This is a genomic window from Pseudarthrobacter arbutini (assembly GCF_054510915.1).
The window spans coordinates 139,193-156,304 of the sequence record NZ_JBTNDQ010000005.1 but is presented as its reverse complement, the minus strand read 5'-3'; the positions used below and the strand labels follow the sequence as shown (position 1 = coordinate 156,304).

General features: G+C 65.2%; 15 protein-coding genes. 4 read left to right on the top strand and 11 right to left on the bottom strand.

What is annotated here, in order from left to right; all coding sequences use genetic code 11:
- Positions 1-57: 57 nt before the first annotated feature.
- On the top strand, positions 58-969 hold the full coding sequence (locus ACX80V_RS07510) for an aminoglycoside phosphotransferase family protein (protein ID WP_485842610.1): 912 nt from the start codon (positions 58-60) through the stop codon (positions 967-969).
- A gap of 133 nt (positions 970-1,102) precedes the next feature.
- Positions 1,103-2,101 (top strand): oxidoreductase dimerization domain-containing protein, encoded by a 999-nt coding sequence (locus ACX80V_RS07505; RefSeq protein ID WP_485842609.1) that lies wholly within the window; start codon positions 1,103-1,105, stop codon positions 2,099-2,101.
- Positions 2,102-2,110: 9 nt separating this feature from the next.
- On the opposite strand, the gene ACX80V_RS07500 is transcribed toward ACX80V_RS07505, so the two are convergent.
- The 8 genes from ACX80V_RS07500 to ACX80V_RS07465 form a co-directional block, all read right to left on the bottom strand.
- A complete protein-coding gene (locus ACX80V_RS07500; RefSeq protein WP_485842608.1) occupies positions 2,111-3,136 on the bottom strand; it encodes a nucleoside hydrolase in 1,026 nt (341 codons plus the stop codon).
- An 11-nt stretch (positions 3,137-3,147) separates the two neighbouring features.
- Positions 3,148-4,125 carry an aldo/keto reductase gene (locus tag ACX80V_RS07495; RefSeq protein ID WP_485842607.1) on the bottom strand — a complete coding sequence of 326 codons (978 nt, stop codon included), beginning with the start codon at positions 4,123-4,125 and terminating at the stop codon, positions 3,148-3,150.
- An 11-nt stretch (positions 4,126-4,136) separates the two neighbouring features.
- On the bottom strand, positions 4,137-4,697 hold the full coding sequence (locus ACX80V_RS07490; protein WP_485842606.1) for a hypothetical protein: 561 nt from the start codon (positions 4,695-4,697) through the stop codon (positions 4,137-4,139).
- Complete coding sequence (locus tag ACX80V_RS07485) at positions 4,694-5,311, bottom strand: DUF402 domain-containing protein (protein ID WP_485842605.1); 618 nt, start codon at positions 5,309-5,311, stop codon at positions 4,694-4,696. The genes ACX80V_RS07490 and ACX80V_RS07485 overlap by 4 nt, the downstream gene beginning before the upstream one ends.
- Positions 5,308-7,281, bottom strand: coding sequence for a 1-deoxy-D-xylulose-5-phosphate synthase (gene dxs, locus ACX80V_RS07480; protein ID WP_485842604.1), 1,974 nt, complete (start codon positions 7,279-7,281; stop codon positions 5,308-5,310). The genes ACX80V_RS07485 and dxs overlap by 4 nt, the downstream gene beginning before the upstream one ends.
- A 129-nt stretch (positions 7,282-7,410) precedes the next feature.
- Entirely contained in the window at positions 7,411-10,221 is a 2,811-nt protein-coding gene (gene acnA / locus ACX80V_RS07475; protein WP_485842603.1) for an aconitate hydratase AcnA, read from the bottom strand.
- Between the two features lie 152 nt (positions 10,222-10,373).
- Positions 10,374-11,789, bottom strand: coding sequence for a class I SAM-dependent RNA methyltransferase (locus ACX80V_RS07470; RefSeq protein ID WP_485842602.1), 1,416 nt, complete (start codon positions 11,787-11,789; stop codon positions 10,374-10,376).
- Entirely contained in the window at positions 11,786-13,762 is a 1,977-nt protein-coding gene (locus ACX80V_RS07465; protein ID WP_485842601.1) for an APC family permease, read from the bottom strand. Before ACX80V_RS07465 ends, ACX80V_RS07470 begins: the two co-directional genes overlap by 4 nt.
- Positions 13,763-13,880: 118 nt before the next feature.
- Here ACX80V_RS07465 and ACX80V_RS07460 point away from each other — a divergent pair, with 118 nt between their 5' ends.
- Complete coding sequence (locus ACX80V_RS07460) at positions 13,881-14,552, top strand: potassium channel family protein (protein ID WP_485842600.1); 672 nt, start codon at positions 13,881-13,883, stop codon at positions 14,550-14,552.
- Positions 14,552-15,301, top strand: a complete 750-nt coding sequence (locus ACX80V_RS07455; protein ID WP_485842599.1) for a potassium channel family protein — start codon at positions 14,552-14,554, stop codon at positions 15,299-15,301. Before ACX80V_RS07460 ends, ACX80V_RS07455 begins: the two co-directional genes overlap by 1 nt.
- Here the strand turns inward: ACX80V_RS07455 and ACX80V_RS07450 are convergent.
- The 3 genes from ACX80V_RS07450 to ACX80V_RS07440 are packed head-to-tail and all read right to left on the bottom strand — an operon-like array spanning position 15,268 to position 17,109.
- Entirely contained in the window at positions 15,268-16,020 is a 753-nt protein-coding gene (locus ACX80V_RS07450) for a DUF3159 domain-containing protein (protein WP_485842598.1), read from the bottom strand. The genes ACX80V_RS07455 and ACX80V_RS07450 overlap by 34 nt on opposite strands.
- On the bottom strand, positions 16,017-16,379 hold the full coding sequence (locus tag ACX80V_RS07445) for a single stranded DNA-binding domain-containing protein (protein ID WP_485842597.1): 363 nt from the start codon (positions 16,377-16,379) through the stop codon (positions 16,017-16,019). Before ACX80V_RS07445 ends, ACX80V_RS07450 begins: the two co-directional genes overlap by 4 nt.
- Complete coding sequence (locus ACX80V_RS07440; protein WP_485842596.1) at positions 16,372-17,109, bottom strand: DUF3710 domain-containing protein; 738 nt, start codon at positions 17,107-17,109, stop codon at positions 16,372-16,374. Before ACX80V_RS07440 ends, ACX80V_RS07445 begins: the two co-directional genes overlap by 8 nt.
- Between the last annotated feature and the right edge of the window lie 3 nt (positions 17,110-17,112).

Genomic DNA, 17,112 nt, shown 5'->3' with positions numbered 1-17,112 from the left:
GTCGGTGTGACCAGAGAGGTTCCCCGCGATCTGCTGACCTGTGTTTGAGTTAGAGACATGGCCTCCCTGCATACGGACGAAGTTAACCTCAAGGAGAAGACAGTCCGTCGACTCATCAATCACCAGTTCCCTGCCTGGGAGCACCTGGCCCTCTCGCCTGCCGGGGAAGGCACAGACAATCGCATGTTGCGCCTGGGCGATGATCTGGTGGTGAGGTTGCCGCGGACGTCGGGCACCGCGGCCGATGTGGCCAAGGAACAGACATGGCTGCCGCGCCTTGCACCGCACCTTCCGCTCGGCATTCCCGAGCCTGTGGCAATCGGCAGGCCGGATGAAAGCTACCCGTTCCCCTGGTCGGTGTACCGGTGGGTCGACGGTACAGAGCTGAACCCGGAAAGTGAGCAGGATCTGTCCCGGCTCGGCCGGGACCTGGCTGGCTTTGTCCGCGCCCTCCACAGCATCGACCTCATGGGCGCACGGCGGGAAGAGCCACTGTTGTCGTACCGTGGCGGCAGTCTGCGGGATCTCTCCACCGGGACGTCAGCGAACCACGACGCCTGCCGCGGCATACGGGGACTCCAGTTGGATCTCGACGGCCTGCAGTCCATCTGGCAAGCGGCGTTGGAACTCGATCAGCCACGGTTGGCGCACACCTGGATGCACACCGACCTCAAGCCCTCCAACCTCCTGGTCCGAAACAGCGTGCTGGTGGGGGTGGTCGATTTCGGCGGTCTCTCGGTCGGTGATCCGACCTGCGAGCACGCCGCGGTCTGGGATCTCCCGGCCGAAGCCAGGCATGCGTACGCCGAGGAACTGGGCCTCGACAAAAGCACGCGGCTGCGCGCTCGTGCCTGGGCGTTGGCCATCGCACTGTCGGGGGTTCCCTACTACTGGTCCACCTGGCCGGACTTCGCACAGGAGTGCGTTCGCAGGCTTCAACTGATTCTGCGGGACACGGACGATGTGTAACGCGGGGACCTCACAACGTGTCCCGGAAGCGGACCGGTTGACGGAACCTGGAACCCGCCAAACTAAGCTGCAATTAGCCGCCACTCCTGGCTAACAGTCACACTTGCCGTCCTGACCTTTCCGAAAGGCACAAATGCCCCATTACGACCTGGCCATCATCGGATCCGGATCCGGCAATTCGCTGATCACGCCGTTCTGGGACGGCAAGAAGGTAGCCATGATCGACGCCGGCGTGTTCGGCGGCACGTGCCTGAACGTCGGCTGCATCCCCACGAAGATGTTTGTGTACCCGGCTACCTTGGCGGCCGCGCCCAGGGAGGCCGCCCGCCTGGGTGTGGACCTGAGCCTGGACAAGGTGCGGTGGAATGAGCTGCGGGACAGGATCTTTGGCTACTCGCTCCAGGCGGTGGAGGACAACGGCGACGGCAGCGTCACCGTGGTGTTCGCCGACGACGACGGCAAACCTCTGCGGGTCGCGGCGGACATCGTCCTGATGGCCACCGGGCGGGTGCCGAACACCGACCGGCTGGGTGTGGACGCCGCCGGCTTTGACCTGGATGAGGACCATACCCTGTCCGTGGACGCGAACCTCCGGATCCTCGCCGGCGGCAAACCCGTTGACGGTGTCTATGCCCTGGGTGACATCGCCAATAGCTACCAGCTCAAGCACGTCGCCAACCGGGTTGCCCGGGTAGTGGCGCACAACCTGGAACACCCGGACCGGCTCCGGACCATCGACTACACCGCGGTGCCGTTTGCGGTATTCAGCAATCCGCAGGTGGCCTCCGTGGGCCTGACCGAGGGGGAAGCCCGGTCCCAGGCAACAGGCGGGACAGACGTTGTGACCGCCGTCCAGGACTACGGCTCCACTGCCTACGGCTGGGCCATGGAGGACGAGGAAGGGGTGGTCAAGCTTGTGGCCGAGCGGTCCACCGGCCGCCTGCTCGGCGCGCACATCATGGGCCACGAGGCCTCGCTCCTGATCCAGCCGCTGATCCAGGCGATGGCCACCGACGTATCGGTCCACCAGCTCGCGCGGGGACCGTACTGGATCCATCCGGCCCTCATGGAAGTGGTGGAGAACGCCCTGCTCGCGCTGGATGTGGACGTGCCTGAAAACTCGCCGCTGTAGGGCGAACGCTCAGCGCAGCCGCGCCGCGAGGCCGCCGACGGACCGTATCAATTCCCCGAAGGCCTGCTCAGGGTTGTTGTTCGAGACGATCCGGGCATTTGGCGGGTGATTCCACAGGTTCCGGTAATCGGCCACGGTGGTCCCCATCAGCAGGGGCGATTCAACCTCGACGTCCACGGTGGCCAGGCGGGTTGCGTAATCGAGCGTCCCGGCGGCCACACCGGCAGCGAAGTAGTCGTGGACGTGCGCCAGGTAGCCTTGGCCGTAGAGACGGTGAAACTCAAAGTAGAAGCGCAGGGCATCGGACAGGTGCCGCACCAGCGGACTGTCGGCCGTGCTCCTGAGCCCTTCAGGCTGTTTCGGCAGGACCAGCTCCCGCTCACCGCAGCCGGCCGCCTCCGCGAGCTGCAACACATGCTCCGGCCGCAGCTCGATCCGCTCAGTGGTGTCCAGGGAACAGACAATGGGCAGCCGGTCCACCGGCAGGCCGCGGTAGGCCGCATAAACTTCCTTGGCCGCCTGCGGATCAACGTGCGTATTCCATTCGGCGGTGGGAGTGGTATTCCCCTGGTGGTAGAAGCTGCCGCCCATGATCACTACCTTGCCCAGCAGTTCGGGCAGCCGCGGTTCGCGGCGGATGGCCAGCGCGAAGTTCGTCAGCGGCGCCGTGATCAGGGCCGTGAGCTCCCCCGGATGTGCACGGGCCGCCTCCACCCACAGGTCGGCGGCGTGCCGCGCCGAGACCGTCCCGGACGGCGGCGGCAGGACGGCGTGGCCAATGCCCTGGGGTCCGTGGGTTTCCGGCGTGGTCACCAGCGGAATGCTCAGCGGAGCGAATGCCCCGACGGCGACCCCCACACCTGTGCGTCCGCACAGCTCCAGCAGGGCGAGGGTGTTCCGCGCCACCTGGTGTGCGCCCACGTTCCCGGGCGACGCCGTTACCGCCACAAACTCCATGTCGGGCAGCGAGGCCAGGTAGGCCAGCGCCAAGGCGTCGTCAATCCCGGTGTCAACGTCCAGTAGTAGCTTGGTCATCTGCGGAGTCCCTAAAAGAGCGCGGCTTTGGGGACCTTCGGGAAGATCGCATCCAGTTCCGCGAGCTCCGCCGGCGACGGCACCCAGGCCGCAGCGGCCGCATTTTCCCGGACCTGCTCCGGCCTGGTGGCGCCGGCGATCACGCTTCTGACGGCAGGCTGGGCCGCGAGCCAGGAGAAGGCCACCTGGATCTCGGTCAGGTCGCGAACTGCCGCGAAGGAACTGAAACGCTGGAGCTGGTCCCAGTCGGCGTCGTGCACCATGTTGGTCCGTGTATGGCTCAGCCGCGACCCCGCCGGAGCCGAGCCCGGCGAATACTTGCCCGTCAGCAGGCCGTTGGCCAGCGGGAAGTAGGGCAGGACACCCAGGCCGTAGGCTTCTGCCGCCGGGGTGACCTCGAGTTCGGCCCGCCGGTCCAGGAGGTTGTAGTGGTTCTGCGTCGAAATGAAACGGGTGCCGCCGGCGGCCCGGGCCACAAATTCCGCCTCGGCAATCTGCCAGCCGGCGCGGTTGGAGTGTCCGATGTAGCGGACCTTGCCGCTGGAGACAAGGTCATCGAGGGCACTCAGCGTCTCCTCGATGGGGGTCAGTGGGTCAGGCGTGTGGAACTGGTAAAGGTCGATCCAGTCCGTGCCCAGCCGCCGCAGCGACGCCTCCACCGCACGGAGAATGTAGCGCCGGGACCCCCGGGCGCCAAAGTCGTTCCCATTGGCACCCCGGACGTCCATGCCGAACTTCGTGGCTACCACCGCATCATCCCGCTTGCCGGCCAGGGCCTTGCCCAGCATCGTCTCGCTGAGACCGGGTTCGCGCCCGTAGTTGTCGGCGACGTCGAAAAGCGTCACGCCGGCGTCGAGGGCAGCATGGACGACGGCGTCAGTCCCCGCCTGCGATTCGGTCACCGTGTTGGCACGGCCCAGGTTGTTGCAGCCGAGCCCCACCACGGAGACGGTCAGCCCTGAGTTTCCCAGGCGTCGGTAGTCAGGCATGGATTTCCCCTCTAGAGGCTGAAGGTGTTGGCAGACTTTGCGGAGTGCTTGAGTTTGAAGTTGTCCGGTTCGCTGAAGGGGGCGGCGCCGATGCTCAGTTTGGTGAAGTCGAGGTCTTCGCCGCGGCTGCACACCTTGATGGCGCTGACGGCCTTGTTCATGTCGGGGCAGAGGCAGAAGATGTTCAGTTTGTAGTCACTGAACTCCGAGCGTTCCACGGTTCCCAGGCCGCGCCAGGCCAGGTGGCTGATGAGCGCGTCCTTCGCCTTTTCCTCAAGGTAGCGGTCACGGTCGGTGCCCTCCTTGGTTTTGAGGGCGAACTGCGCCACCACCCAGAACTGGTCCTCGTCGGGGATTTCGGCGAAGCCGTCCTCTGCGCACTGCACGGCAAAGGCATCCATCAGGCCCTCAACCGCAGCGGCATCAGCCACATCGGTCTCTTCGGTTTTGCTCTGGTGGCCAACCACACCGTAGTTCATCACAAACTGGCTGTAGTCCTCGTCGAACCAGCCTTCACGGAAGTGCAGTACTCCCTCGTCGTCCCGTTTGTAGACCCTGATGATTCCGCTCATGACCGTCCCTTCGTGAACCATCCGGCGTCTGTTCCGTCGAATGGTGCGTGCTGTGCCTTGACGGCCTGATATAGCTCGTCCGCGGCCGCTTGGATGTCATCCACCAGGAGGTCCGGGTAATTCATGGCGATGCGGTGCAAGGCGAACTCGTCCTGGTCATCGATGAAGACTCCCCGGCCGGCCATGCGGATCACGTCCAGGTCCATGTCGATCACATGGAACTCGGTGACCGCGGGCCGGATGTCCGTCCACTCGTGGGCGACGGCGAGGTCCACGTAGACCTTGACGCCGCTGGGGTGGGCGTCGTCGTAGAACGTGGCCACCCAGTCTCCGGACCGCGGCACCAGGAGCACGGCGTCGGATGCTGTGTAAAAGGCAGCGCCCGGGCGCGAACAGAATTCGTTGGTTCCCTGGAAGATCCACCAGCCGTGCCGGTCCTCGCCGAGGTACCGCCCGGGGACCACCCAGTGGGCTTGCCCGTTCCATTTCCGGTTCCGGGCCACCACCAGCTGGCCTGGCTGCAGTCCCGCGGGAACGCGGGTGGTGCTGGTGTGCCTCGCCGGGCTTGAATCCCCGACGGCGGCCGGATACTTCAGTGCGTCTTCTTCCCTCACAGGATCGGCAGGCTGCCGGTGGTGGGGTGTTCCTGGCCTGGCAGGGGGCGCGCGAAGGGGACCTTTGTGCCCAGAACCTGGGCGACGACGTCGTGCGTGATCTGCTGTGCCGTCAGCCCCACGCGCTCCAGCACCTGGCTGCGTGTGCCATGGTCCAGGAACTCCGCAGGGAGCCCCACCTCGTTCAGGGCGGTGTCCACGCCGGCGGCGCGCATTTCCTGCCGGATCCGCGATCCGACGCCGCCTGCCCTGACACCGTCCTCGATGCAGATGACCAGCCGGTGGTGAGAGGCCAGCGCAATGATGGAACGCCGCACGGGCAGCACCCAGCGTGGGTCCACCACGGTGGTGCTGATGCCTTGGGCGCCCAGGCGGTTGGACACGTCCAGGGCCAGTTCGGACATGGCTCCGACGCTGACGATCAGGACATCGTTTTCGGTGGAGCCGGCCGGCCGGCGGGCCAGCACGTCAACACCGTCGCCCAGGCGTTCGATGGCTTCCACTTCGGCGCCCACGGTGCCCTTGGAGAAGCGCACCACAGTGGGGGCGTCGTTGATGGCCACGGCCTCGCGCAGCTCTTCCCGCAGCCGGGAGGCGTCGCGCGGCGCGGCCAGGTGGAGTCCGGGAACGATCTGGACCATTGCCATGTCCCACATGCCGTGATGGCTGGCCCCATCCGGGCCGGTGACGCCGGCCCGGTCCAGGACGATGGTGACGCCGGCTTTGTGCAATGCCACGTCCATGAGGAGCTGGTCAAAGGCACGGTTCAGGAAGGTGGCATACACGGCCACCACGGGGTGGAGCCCGCCGAAAGCCATGCCGGCGGCGGACGTCAGCGCATGCTGCTCGGCGATGCCGACGTCGATCACGCGGTCCGGGTGCTTGGCCGCAAACTTGTGCAGGCCCACTGGAATGAGCATGGCCCCGGTGATGCCCACAATGTCGGGGCGTTCGTCGGCGATCTTCGCGATCTCGTCAGCAAAAACAGACGTCCAGGACTGTGCCCCGGAAACTCCCGTCGGCTCACCCGTCTCCGGATCGATAATGCCGACGGCGTGGAACTGGTCCGCTTCATGAGCCCGGGCCGGGGCGTAGCCGTGGCCCTTTTCGGTCATGGCGTGGACAATCACGGGTCCGGCGTAATTCCTGGCAGTGGACAGGGCGTGCTCCATGGCCTGCAGGTTATGGCCGTCAACGGGGCCGATGTACTTCATGCCGAGGTCTTCGAACATACCCTGCGGCGCCCACCAGTCCTTGATGCCCTTTTTCATGGCATGCAGGCTCTTGTAGGTGAACTGACCTACGGGGCCGCCATTCTGAAGCTTCTTCTTCCACCAGTCCAGCGTGCCCTCATAGGCAGGGGCGGCGCGGAAAGAGTCGATGGTGGGGCGCAGTGAGGCAAGGTAGTCCGCGAAGCCGCCCACCGTGGGGGCATAGGAGCGGCCGTTGTCGTTGACCACGATCACCACGCGGCGGCGCTTGTCCGCCGCAATGTTGTTGATGGCCTCCCAGGCCATGCCGCCGGTCAGCGCCCCGTCTCCGACGACGGCGACGGTGTATCGCTCCGACTCGCCGGTGAGCTGCCTGGCACGGGATATGCCGTCCGCCCAGGAGAGGGAGGAGGAAGCATGGGAGCTTTCCACGATGTCATGCTCGGACTCGGCGCGGGACGGGTAGCCGGACATGCCGCCCTGCTGGCGCAGGGTACTGAAGTCCTGGCGGCCGGTGAGGAGCTTGTGCACATAGGACTGGTGGCCCGTGTCGAACACAATGCTGTCCCGGGGCGAATCGAAGATGCGGTGCACGGCCAGGGTCAGTTCCACAACGCCGAGGTTCGGTCCGAGGTGTCCACCTGTCTGGGAGACGTTGGTGATCAGGAAACTCCTGACCTCAGCGGCCAGCTCTTCGAGCTGCCCTTGAGACAGCTGGTTCAGGTCCTGCGGATTCCGGATGGTGTCCAAGATTCCCAATGACCCCTCCTTCGGGTGGTAGACGTGCCTGTTAACTCTAACGCCTCGCGGAAAATGCAAAGCCGAAGCCCCGGCTGGTCGGTGACCGGCCGGGGCTTCGAAGGAGTACTGCGTGGGTTCAGATTCCGGCTAGTTGGCCGAGATCTGGCGCAGGACGTACTGCAGGATGCCGCCGTTGCGGTAGTAGTCGGCTTCGCCCGGAGTATCGATGCGGAGTACTGCATCGAAGGACTTGGCGGAGCCGTCTTCTGCGGTGGCGGTGACTTTGAGGGTCTTGGGCGTGGTCCCTTCGTTCAGGGCAATGACGCCCTCAACCGAGAAGGTTTCCGTGCCGGTCAGGCCCAGGGTGGCTGCGGACTCTCCAGCCGGGAACTGCAGGGGCAGGACGCCCATGCCGATCAGGTTGGAGCGGTGGATACGTTCGTAGCTCTCGGCGACGACGGCCTTGACGCCCAGCAGCGCGGTGCCCTTCGCTGCCCAGTCACGCGAGGATCCGGAACCGTATTCCTTGCCCGCCAGGACCACCAGCGGGGTGCCGGCTGCCTGGTAGTTCTGCGCGGCGTCGTAGACATATGCCTGCGGGCCGTCAGCCTGGGTGAAGTCGCGGGTGAAGCCACCTTCGACGCCGTCCAGGATCTGGTTCTTAATGCGGATGTTCGCGAACGTGCCGCGGATCATGACTTCGTGGTTGCCACGGCGTGAACCGTAGGAGTTGAAGTCCTTGCGCTCCACACCGTTGGCCAGCAGGTACTGGCCGGCGGGGGTGTCCGACTTGAAGGAACCGGCCGGGGAGATGTGGTCGGTGGTGACCGAATCGCCCAACTTCAGCAGCACGCGTGCGCCGGAGATGTCCTGGACGGGTTCCGGCTGCGCCTTGATGCCATCGAAGTACGGGGGCTTCCGGACGTAGGTGGAGTTCGGATCCCAGGCGAAGGTGTCGCCGGCCGGGGTGTCGAGCGCCTTCCAGCGTGCGTCGCCGTCAAAGACGCCCTCGTAGCCGCGGGCGAACATGTCCTTGTCGATCGAGGAATCGATGACCTGCTGGACCTCAACCGGGTTGGGCCAGATGTCCTTCAGGAAGACGTCGTTGCCGGCTTCGTCCTTGCCCAGGGAATCGGTGTCGAAGTCGAAGTCCATGGAACCGGCCAGGGCGTAAGCAATGACCAGCGGCGGGGAGGCCAAGTAGTTCATCTTCACGTCCGGGTTGATCCGGCCCTCGAAGTTGCGGTTACCGGAAAGCACCGCGGTGACGGAAAGGTCGTTGGCCTGAATGGCCTCGGAGATTTCGGCGTCCAGCGGGCCGGAGTTGCCGATGCACGTCGCGCAGCCGTAGCCCACGATGTAGAAGCCGAGCTTCTCCAGGTACGGGGTGAGGCCCGACTTGTTGTAGTAGTCGGTGACAACCTTGGACCCGGGAGCCACGGAGGTCTTGACCCACGGCTTCGAGGTCAGGCCCTTGTCGACGGCGTTGCGGGCCAGCAGGGCTGCGGCCAGCATCACCGAGGGGTTGGACGTGTTGGTGCAGGACGTGATCGAGGCGATGGATACCGCTCCGTGGTCCAGCTCGAACTCGCGGCCGTCTTCAGTCTTGATGTGCACCGGGTTGGACGGACGCCCGTGGGCGCCGTTCGCTGCGGACACAACACGGCTGGTCTCGGTGGTGTGCGAGTCGGCGTGCGTGAACGACGGCGCATCCGATGCGGGGAAGGACTCGTCCAAGGACTCGTCCACGCTGCCGTCTTCGATGGCGACGTAGTTGTGGATGTCCTTGCGGAACTGTTCCTTGGCATCCGTCAGCTCAATGCGGTCCTGGGGACGCTTGGGGCCGGAGATGGAGGGAACAACCGTGGACAGGTCCAGCTCGAGGTACTCGGAGAACTTGATCTCGCGGGAAGCATCGTGCCAGAGGCCCTGCTCCTTGGCGTAGGACTCCACGAGTGCCACATTTTCGTCCGAGCGGCCGGTGAGGCGCAGGTAGTCCAATGTGACGTCGTCGATGGGGAACATTGCGGCGGTGGAGCCGAATTCGGGGCTCATGTTGCCGATGGTGGCGCGGTTGGCCAGCGGCACGGCCGCGACACCTTCGCCGTAGAATTCCACGAACTTGCCCACAACACCGTGCTTGCGCAGCTGCTCGGTAATGGTCAGCACCACGTCCGTGGCCGTGGCGCCGGCCGGAATAGACCCGGTCAGCTTGAAGCCCACAACACGCGGGATGAGCATCGAGACAGGCTGTCCCAGCATGGCCGCTTCGGCTTCGATGCCGCCAACGCCCCAGCCCAGGACACCCAGGCCGTTGACCATGGTGGTGTGCGAGTCGGTGCCGACGCAGGTGTCCGGGTAGGCCCGGAGGACGCCGTCGATTTCGCGGGTCATGACCGTGCGGGCCAGGTATTCGATGTTGACCTGGTGCACAATGCCGGTTCCCGGGGGAACAACCTTGAAGTCATCGAATGCGGTCTGGCCCCAACGCAGGAACTGGTAACGCTCGCCATTGCGCTGGTATTCGATCTCCATATTGCGCTCCAGTGCGCCGGAGTTACCGAAAGCGTCGATCTGCACGGAGTGGTCAATGACCATTTCCGCAGGAGCGAGGGGGTTGACCCGCTTGGGGTCGCCTCCGAGTTCCTTGACCGCTTCACGCATTGTCGCCAGGTCCACCACGCAGGGGACGCCGGTGAAGTCCTGCATGATCACGCGGGCAGGCGTGAACTGGATTTCTGTATTGGGCTGGGCATCAGGATCCCAGCCAGCCAAGGCACGCACGTGATCGGCCGTGATGTTCGCGCCGTCCTCGGTCCTCAACAGGTTTTCAAGCAATACCTTGAGGCTGAACGGAAGGTTTTCTGCACCTTCAACGGAGTTCAACCGGAAAATTTCGTATTCGGTTCCGGCTACATTAAGTTTGCCTTTTGAACCGAAGCTGTCCACAGTGCTCATCGCAGGACTCCTCTCGCAACAGTTTCATCTTTGTCGCGCGGTAGACCGCTTGCTAGTTAGGCAGGCCTAATTAGTGCTGGCCACACAAATTGCAGGAGGTCAGCCGTGAATACGGGGCGCGACGTGGGATTACTACGGCCATCCTAGTAGCATCACGGACCCGGCGTCAGCAACGCCACCGTCTCCAGGTGGTGCGTGTGCGGATAGAGATCGAAGGCCCGCAGGCCCGCCAGGGACCAGCCAGCCAGCTGGAAGTACCCAACATCCCGGGCAAATGATGCCGGGTCGCAGGAGACGTAGGCGATGGCGCGGGGCCCGGCAGCGATCAGCTGGCTGACCACGGGCTTCCCGGCGCCCGCCCGGGGCGGGTCCAGCACAATGGCATCGAAATTCCGCGGCTTTTGGCGGAGGACTCGTTCCACCCGGCCGTGTTCGATCTCCACCTGCGGAGCACCGTGAAGGTTCTTGCGGGCGTCCCGGCTGGTTCCCGGAGCACCTTCCACCGAGAGAACGGACCCGGTCTCTCCCACCGCGTCAGCCAAGGGAGCCGTGAACAGCCCGGCCCCGGCATAGAGGTCGGCCACCACGGAACCCGGCGCCAGGAATCCGCCATTGTGGAGGAATTCTGTGATGGCTCCCACAAGCGTCCCGGGCGCGTCGCGGTGGATCTGCCAGAAACCGGCGCCCGTCACCCTGTAGTCGTGGCCGGCTGCCGACTCCTGGACCCAGGTCCGGCCACGCAGCTGCGCGACTTCCCCGGTCAGAGGGTCGAACGTGGCCACGGAAACGTCGTCCGGAAGCTGGGCCGCGATGGCACTGAGCCGCTTGGGCTTGGTGCCGGGTGCAGGAGCCAGCAGCACCAGTGGGCGTGAACCGTTCGACGGCGCTGCCACCTCCACGCGTTCGATGCCGGTCAGGTCGAGGTCCCACAAGCGCAGCCGGTTGATGCGCTCCGTTGCGAGCGGCATCTCCCGGACGGCAATGATGTGGTCGGAACGGTGCGCGTGCATGCCAAGTTTGCCGCCCGGAGTCACCGAGAAGCTGGCGCGCGTCCGCCACCCCAGGCCAGTGCCGGCGTCGTACGTTGGCTCAGTCTCCTGGCTGGAATCCGGCCCGCCCGCGTCCACAGCCTCCACGAGGTTTCCGAGGTCCAGCCCGTCGGGCAGGCGTTCGACGGCGGCGAGGCGCTGAAGCTGTTCGGCCAGTACCGCCGACTTGAGCGTGCGCTGTCGGGCCAGCGAGATGTGGCCGAATTCGGCTCCGCCCACCGGTGGATGTCCGTGGGCCCAGGCGCGGAGGGAGTCCGCCGGACGCCAGAAGTGCTCCACGCGGTCCGGGGACGCTTCGAGGACTTCCACCACGTCGGCGCGCCAGAACTTGGCAGACTCCCCCGCGTCGGTGAGGCGGACGCGTACCTTTTCGCCGGGGATGGCGTGCCGCACGAAGATTACCCTGCCCTCATGCCGCGCCACGCAGTGGCCGCCGTGGGCCACGGGGCCGACATCGACCACAAGTTCGGTGGGGGCTGCCGTGGCAGTTGCGGGGTGGCTCTGGGTCTGGGGGTTCATCGGATATCCTGCATGTTTTTGGCTTCTTCGGACGATTTCAACTGCCACGGGACACTGGCCACCATCACGCCAGGTTCGAAGTGCAGCCGGGTTTTGATACGCAGTGCCGTCTGGTTGTGAACCAGCTGTTCCCACCATTTACCGACCACGTATTCGGGAATGTAGACCACGATCAGGTCGCGGGGGGAATCACGGCGCATGTTCTTGACGTATTCCATAATGGGCGTGATGGTTTCCCGGTACGGGCTGGCGAGGACGGTCAGCGGCACGGGGATCTCCAGCTTTTCCCAGTCGGCAACCGTGTGCGCGGTTTCCTCTGCGTTGATGTCCACCGTGATGGCGTCCAGCCGCGACGGCCTCGACGCCCGGGCGTAGGCCAGGGCACGCAACACCGGCTTGCGCACGTGGGACACCAACAGTACCGCGTGCACCCTTGATGGCAGGGCCCGCGGCGAGGAGTCCTCGTCCACGGCCAGTTCCTTGGCCACGTTGTCATAGTGTGCCCGGATGCTCCACATGATCAGGAACAGGATAAACATGGCCAGCACCGCGATCCACGCGCCTTGCTGGAACTTGGTGATCAGCACGATCACCAGCACCAGGGACGTCATGCCAAACCCGATGCTGTTGATGGTGCGGGACTTCACCATCCGGCGCCGGGTGGCTTTGTCCTTGGCGAGCTTGAGGTGCCTCCCCCAATGCCGGATCATGCCCAGCTGGCTGAGGGTAAACGAAATAAAGACGCCCACAATGTAGAGCTGGATCAGTTTCGTGACGTCGCCGTTGAACGCGAGGATCAGGACCAACGCTCCGGCGGCCAGGGCAAGGACACCGTTGCTGAACGCCAGGCGGTCTCCCCTGGTCCGCAGCTGGCGCGGCAGGTAGCCGTCCTGGGCGAGGATGGAGCCAAGTACCGGGAACCCGTTGAACGCGGTGTTCGAGGCGAACACCAGGATCACTCCGGTGGCGGCGACCACGATGAAGAACAGGATTGATCCCGGGCCGAAGATGGTCTGGGCGATCTGGCTGATGGCAGGACTCTGAATGTAATCCTCCGGCAACGGCAGGCCGTTCATCAGGAATTCCGTCGCCGGATCCAGCACAATGTGCACCTTCGTGGCGTTGGCCAGAAAGATGATACCGGCCAGCATGGACGAGGCGATGACGCCGAGCAGCAACAGCGTGGTGGCCGCGTTCTTGCTCTTCGGTTTCTGGAAGTTCGGCACACCGTTGCTGATGGCCTCAATGCCGGTCAGCGCGGCGGCGCCGGAGGAGAACGCCCGGAGCAGGAGGAAGGCGCCGGCCAGGCCCACCAGCCCTTCGTCGAAACCGGGAGCCGGCACAATCTCGAAGGCCGCCGACGGTGCTTCGCCCAGCTGGCCTGTCGCGGCCTGGAAGACTCCCACCGCTGTCATGCCGAGGATCGCCGCCATAAAAATGTACGTGGGGACAGCGAAAACGCTGCCGGCTTCCTTGATGCCGCGGAGGTTGACGAGGGCAAGGATTACGACGCCGATGGTGGCGAACAGGGCCTGTTGCCCGTGCAGGGACGGCACCGCCGTGGTGAGGTAGGTGGCCGCCGAGGACATCGAGACGGCCACCGTCAGGACGTAGTCCACCAGGAGCGCCGAGGCCACAGTCAGCCCGGAAAACTTGCCCAGGTTTTCGTTGGCGATCTCGTAGTCTCCGCCACCGGAAGGGTAGGCGTGCACGTTCTGCCGGTAGGACGCCACCACCGTCAGGAGGACCACCATCACGGCCAGGCCCACCCACGGCGAAAAGGCCACGGCACTCACGCCGGCCAGGGCCAGCGTGAGCAGGATTTCATCGGGCGCATAGGCCACCGAGGACAGTGCGTCGGAAGCGAAAACCGGGAGTGCTATCCGTTTGGGGAGCAAGGTATGGGCGAGCCTGTCATTCCTGAAGGGCCTGCCCACCAGCACCCGTTTCACGGCATTCAATATAGTCAGCACTCCACAAAGCTAGTCTGATTCTCTGCCCATGTCATGACGGCGTCCGAGCGGATGCAGCACGCGCGGTGCCGGTAGAGTTCTAGCAGCAGCAGCAGGCTACGGAAGTTGAGGAGATACGTTGGCGCATTTCGTGATCATGGGATGTGGCCGGGTAGGGGCCACTCTGGCGCACACCCTGGAGGACGCCGGTCATTCCGTCGCCATCATCGACCAGGACGACCGCGCGTTCCGCCGGCTTCGGCAGGGCTTCACCGGCCGGAAAGTCACCGGTGTGGGCTTCGACCGGGACACGCTCCAGCAAGCCGGCGTGGCAGAGGCGTACGCCTTCGCGGCCGTTTCAAGCGGTGACAACTCCAACATCCTGGCCACCCGCGTGGCGCGCGAAACCTTCCACGTCCCCCACGTTGTGGCCAGGATCTACGATCCCGGCCGGGCGGAAATCTACCAGCGGCTCGGCATCCCCACCGTGGCAGCCGTCCGGTGGAGCGCAGACCAGGTCTTGCGCCGCATCCTGCCCGAACAGCATCTCGCCGGCGATTTCCGCGAGCCTTCCGGCCGGCTGGTTCTCGCCGAAGTGGACCTCGACGCCGGCTGGATCGGCCACCGGATCAGCGAGGTCGAAAAAGCTGCCCACATCCGGGTGGCATACCTCACGAGGTTCGGCGAGGGCATGCTTCCGGAAACCGGGACTTCGTACCAGGACGGCGACACAGTCCACGCCATGCTGCCGGTGGACCGCAGTTCCCAGGTCGCCCAGATTCTGGCCAAAGCCCCCGCCAAGGAGTTGTAGTGAAAGTTGTTATCGTCGGCGCCGGCAGCGTCGGGTCATCAATCGCCAGGGAACTGCTGGCCCACAAGCACGAAATCCTGCTGATCGACCTCAAGCCTGAGGTCATCGGACGCAGCGGGCTGCGCGGCGCGCACTGGCTGGTGGGCGACGCCTGCGAGCTCAGCACCCTGCAGGGAGCGAAAGTGGAGGACGCCGACGTCGTTGTTTCAGCCACGGGCGATGACAAGGTGAACCTGGTGGTCTCGCTCCTGGCCAAGACCGAATTCGGCGTGGGCCGCACGGTGGGCCGGGTCAACAACCCCAAAAACGACTGGATGTTCAACGACTCCTGGGGCGTGGACGTTGCCGTCAACACCCCCCAGCTGATGACCGCGCTTGTGGAGGAAGCGGTGGAGATCGGTGACCTGGTCCGGCTCCTGACGCTGCAGACCGGCGTCGCTTCGCTGGTGGAGTTCACGGTGCCGCACGATTCCTACGTCATTGGCCTGACGGTGGGCGACATCCATTGGCCCGAGGACGCCACTCTGGTGGCAATCCTCCGGGACCACGCGCCCATCACTCCCAGCCGAGATGACGTGATCGATGGCGGGGACGAGTTGTTTTTCGTCACCACCATCGCGGCCGAGGACGAGTTGCGTGCGCTGTTGTCGCCCGAATCAGCGGAGGAGCCGGAGGAGGCCTCCCGTGAGCCCGAGGGCCTGCAGCCTGCCGAAACTCAGGCGCCGGAGGACGACGGCTTCGGCGGCTGATCCGACGTCGGGGCGTCGGCGTCCGCCGGTACCGGCCGGGTGACAAGCCACGCGATCCAGACGCCGAGGATATAGAGCGGCGCCCCCATGATCAGGCGGGTCGTGGCCAGGGCGGCGAGTCCAGCCTCGCCCATCAGGTACAGGGGAACCTGGACGATCAGCCGAAGTACCAGGACCGCCACGATGATCCACGTGCCCAGGCGGTAAGCCTTAAGCCGCGCGGGGTCCTTGCGCCAGTCCAGCCCTTCGTTGCGGATGATCCCGAACAGCAGGCCGGCCACCGGCCACTTGATCGCGATGGAGATCACCATGGCGAGGATGTAGGCGGTGTTCGTGAAGAAGCCCGGCAGGTAGAAGTCCTCGGCCTTGCCCGTAGTGTTCGCGAGCCAGGCCGAGATTCCCACGCCCACCACGCCGGCGAGGGCCTGGGTCAGCGGGCGCCGCTGGACGAGGCGGACCACCGTAAACACCGCGGCGGAGGCCAGCGCGGCCACCAGCGACGGCGTCAGGTCCCGCGTGATGGTAAAGGCGATCAGGAAGACCAGGCCGGGCACAATGCTCTCGGCGATGCCCTGGATTCCGCCGGCGCTCTTGAGGACATCGATCCGGCCGTCATGGGTGCGGTGCAGGCCGGCTTTGGCTGCATAGCCCTCAGCAAGTCCCTTCACCGCGGACGGCTCGGGCTGTTTGGACGGCTCGGGCTGCTGGGACGAGGTCATTCGTTCTCCTGGCGGGAAAGTATTTCATAGCGTGGATTGAACATGGTGGGCAGGCCTTGGCTTTGGGACAGCATGCCCTCAAGGCGGACTACGGTCCCGGCCTCGATGCCCGGCACCCTGCGCCGCCCCAGCCAGACCACACGCAGGCGGCCACCCGTTCCCTGGGCCGGTTTGGCGCCCGTCTCGCGAATGTCGGGGTCCGAGACAATGGCGGTGAATGCCGCGTTCCGGTCCGCGGGCATGTAGGTGACCGATTCGATGTGCCCCTGGCACACCACCCTCCCCCGTTCCGGCAGCCGGTTGACCGGCATCCCCGCGTCCGGGGAGGAGTCCGGGGGACCTTGGCGGGAATCAGCCAATCTGGGTGGTTTCCGGACCACGTTCGGGGCCCTTGAACTCGGGGGCATTGAATTCGGGGGCACCAGGCGGCGGGGTGACGCTGGCATCCTTGGGCAGCCGCAGCTGAAGCAGGTCCCGGGGCGGCATGGGGCTGTCGCCCCGGATGACCACAATCTTGCGGAAAAGGGACTCAAGCGGTGCCGCAGCCTCCCGCTCCATCGCTGCCGCGCCGCCCAGGACGCCGCGCAGGAACCAACGCGGCCCGTCGATGCCTATGAAACGCGCCACCCGGTAGCCCTGGCTGCCGTCCTGTGCACCGGCGGGCAGTTTGGCAATCAGTTCGGTTCCGAAGCCACCCTGGACTTCTTCAACCTGCCCGCCCTGGCTTCCCACGGACTGACCGATCTGTTCGCGGATCTCGTCCCACAGTCCCTCGGTCTTGGGAGCAGCAAACGCCTGCAGCTGAAGGCTGGAGCCGTTCAGGTCCATGGTCACAGCGACCACGCGCTGGGTGGCTTCCTCAACTTCGAGCCGGAGCTGGAGCCCCTCGCTCGGGGAAATCAGCAGCGCGCCGAGGTCAACATATCCCTCGCGGCTGGAGACCTCGGAAACATCAAAGGGGCCAGAGACCCGACGCCCGGTGTCCACCGAGGCCGTGTCAGCGGAATCCGTTGATTCCACTGAGGCCTGGGATTCGTCCGGGTCGGCCGGATGTTCCTTCTTTGATTTCCTGCCGAGCCCAAAAACCATGGG

Coding starts and splice junctions, on each gene's coding strand:
- ACX80V_RS07440 (WP_485842596.1), bottom strand. CDS start 17,109: ATGGTTTTTGGGCTCGGCAGGAAATCAAAGAAGGAACATCCGGCCGAC.
- acnA (WP_485842603.1), bottom strand. CDS start 10,221: ATGAGCACTGTGGACAGCTTCGGTTCAAAAGGCAAACTTAATGTAGCC.
- ACX80V_RS07500 (WP_485842608.1), bottom strand. CDS start 3,136: ATGACCAAGCTACTACTGGACGTTGACACCGGGATTGACGACGCCTTG.
- ACX80V_RS07510 (WP_485842610.1), top strand. CDS start 58: ATGGCCTCCCTGCATACGGACGAAGTTAACCTCAAGGAGAAGACAGTC.
- ACX80V_RS07490 (WP_485842606.1), bottom strand. CDS start 4,697: ATGAGCGGAATCATCAGGGTCTACAAACGGGACGACGAGGGAGTACTG.
- ACX80V_RS07470 (WP_485842602.1), bottom strand. CDS start 11,789: ATGAACCCCCAGACCCAGAGCCACCCCGCAACTGCCACGGCAGCCCCC.
- ACX80V_RS07505 (WP_485842609.1), top strand. CDS start 1,103: ATGCCCCATTACGACCTGGCCATCATCGGATCCGGATCCGGCAATTCG.
- ACX80V_RS07495 (WP_485842607.1), bottom strand. CDS start 4,125: ATGCCTGACTACCGACGCCTGGGAAACTCAGGGCTGACCGTCTCCGTG.
- ACX80V_RS07450 (WP_485842598.1), bottom strand. CDS start 16,020: ATGACCTCGTCCCAGCAGCCCGAGCCGTCCAAACAGCCCGAGCCGTCC.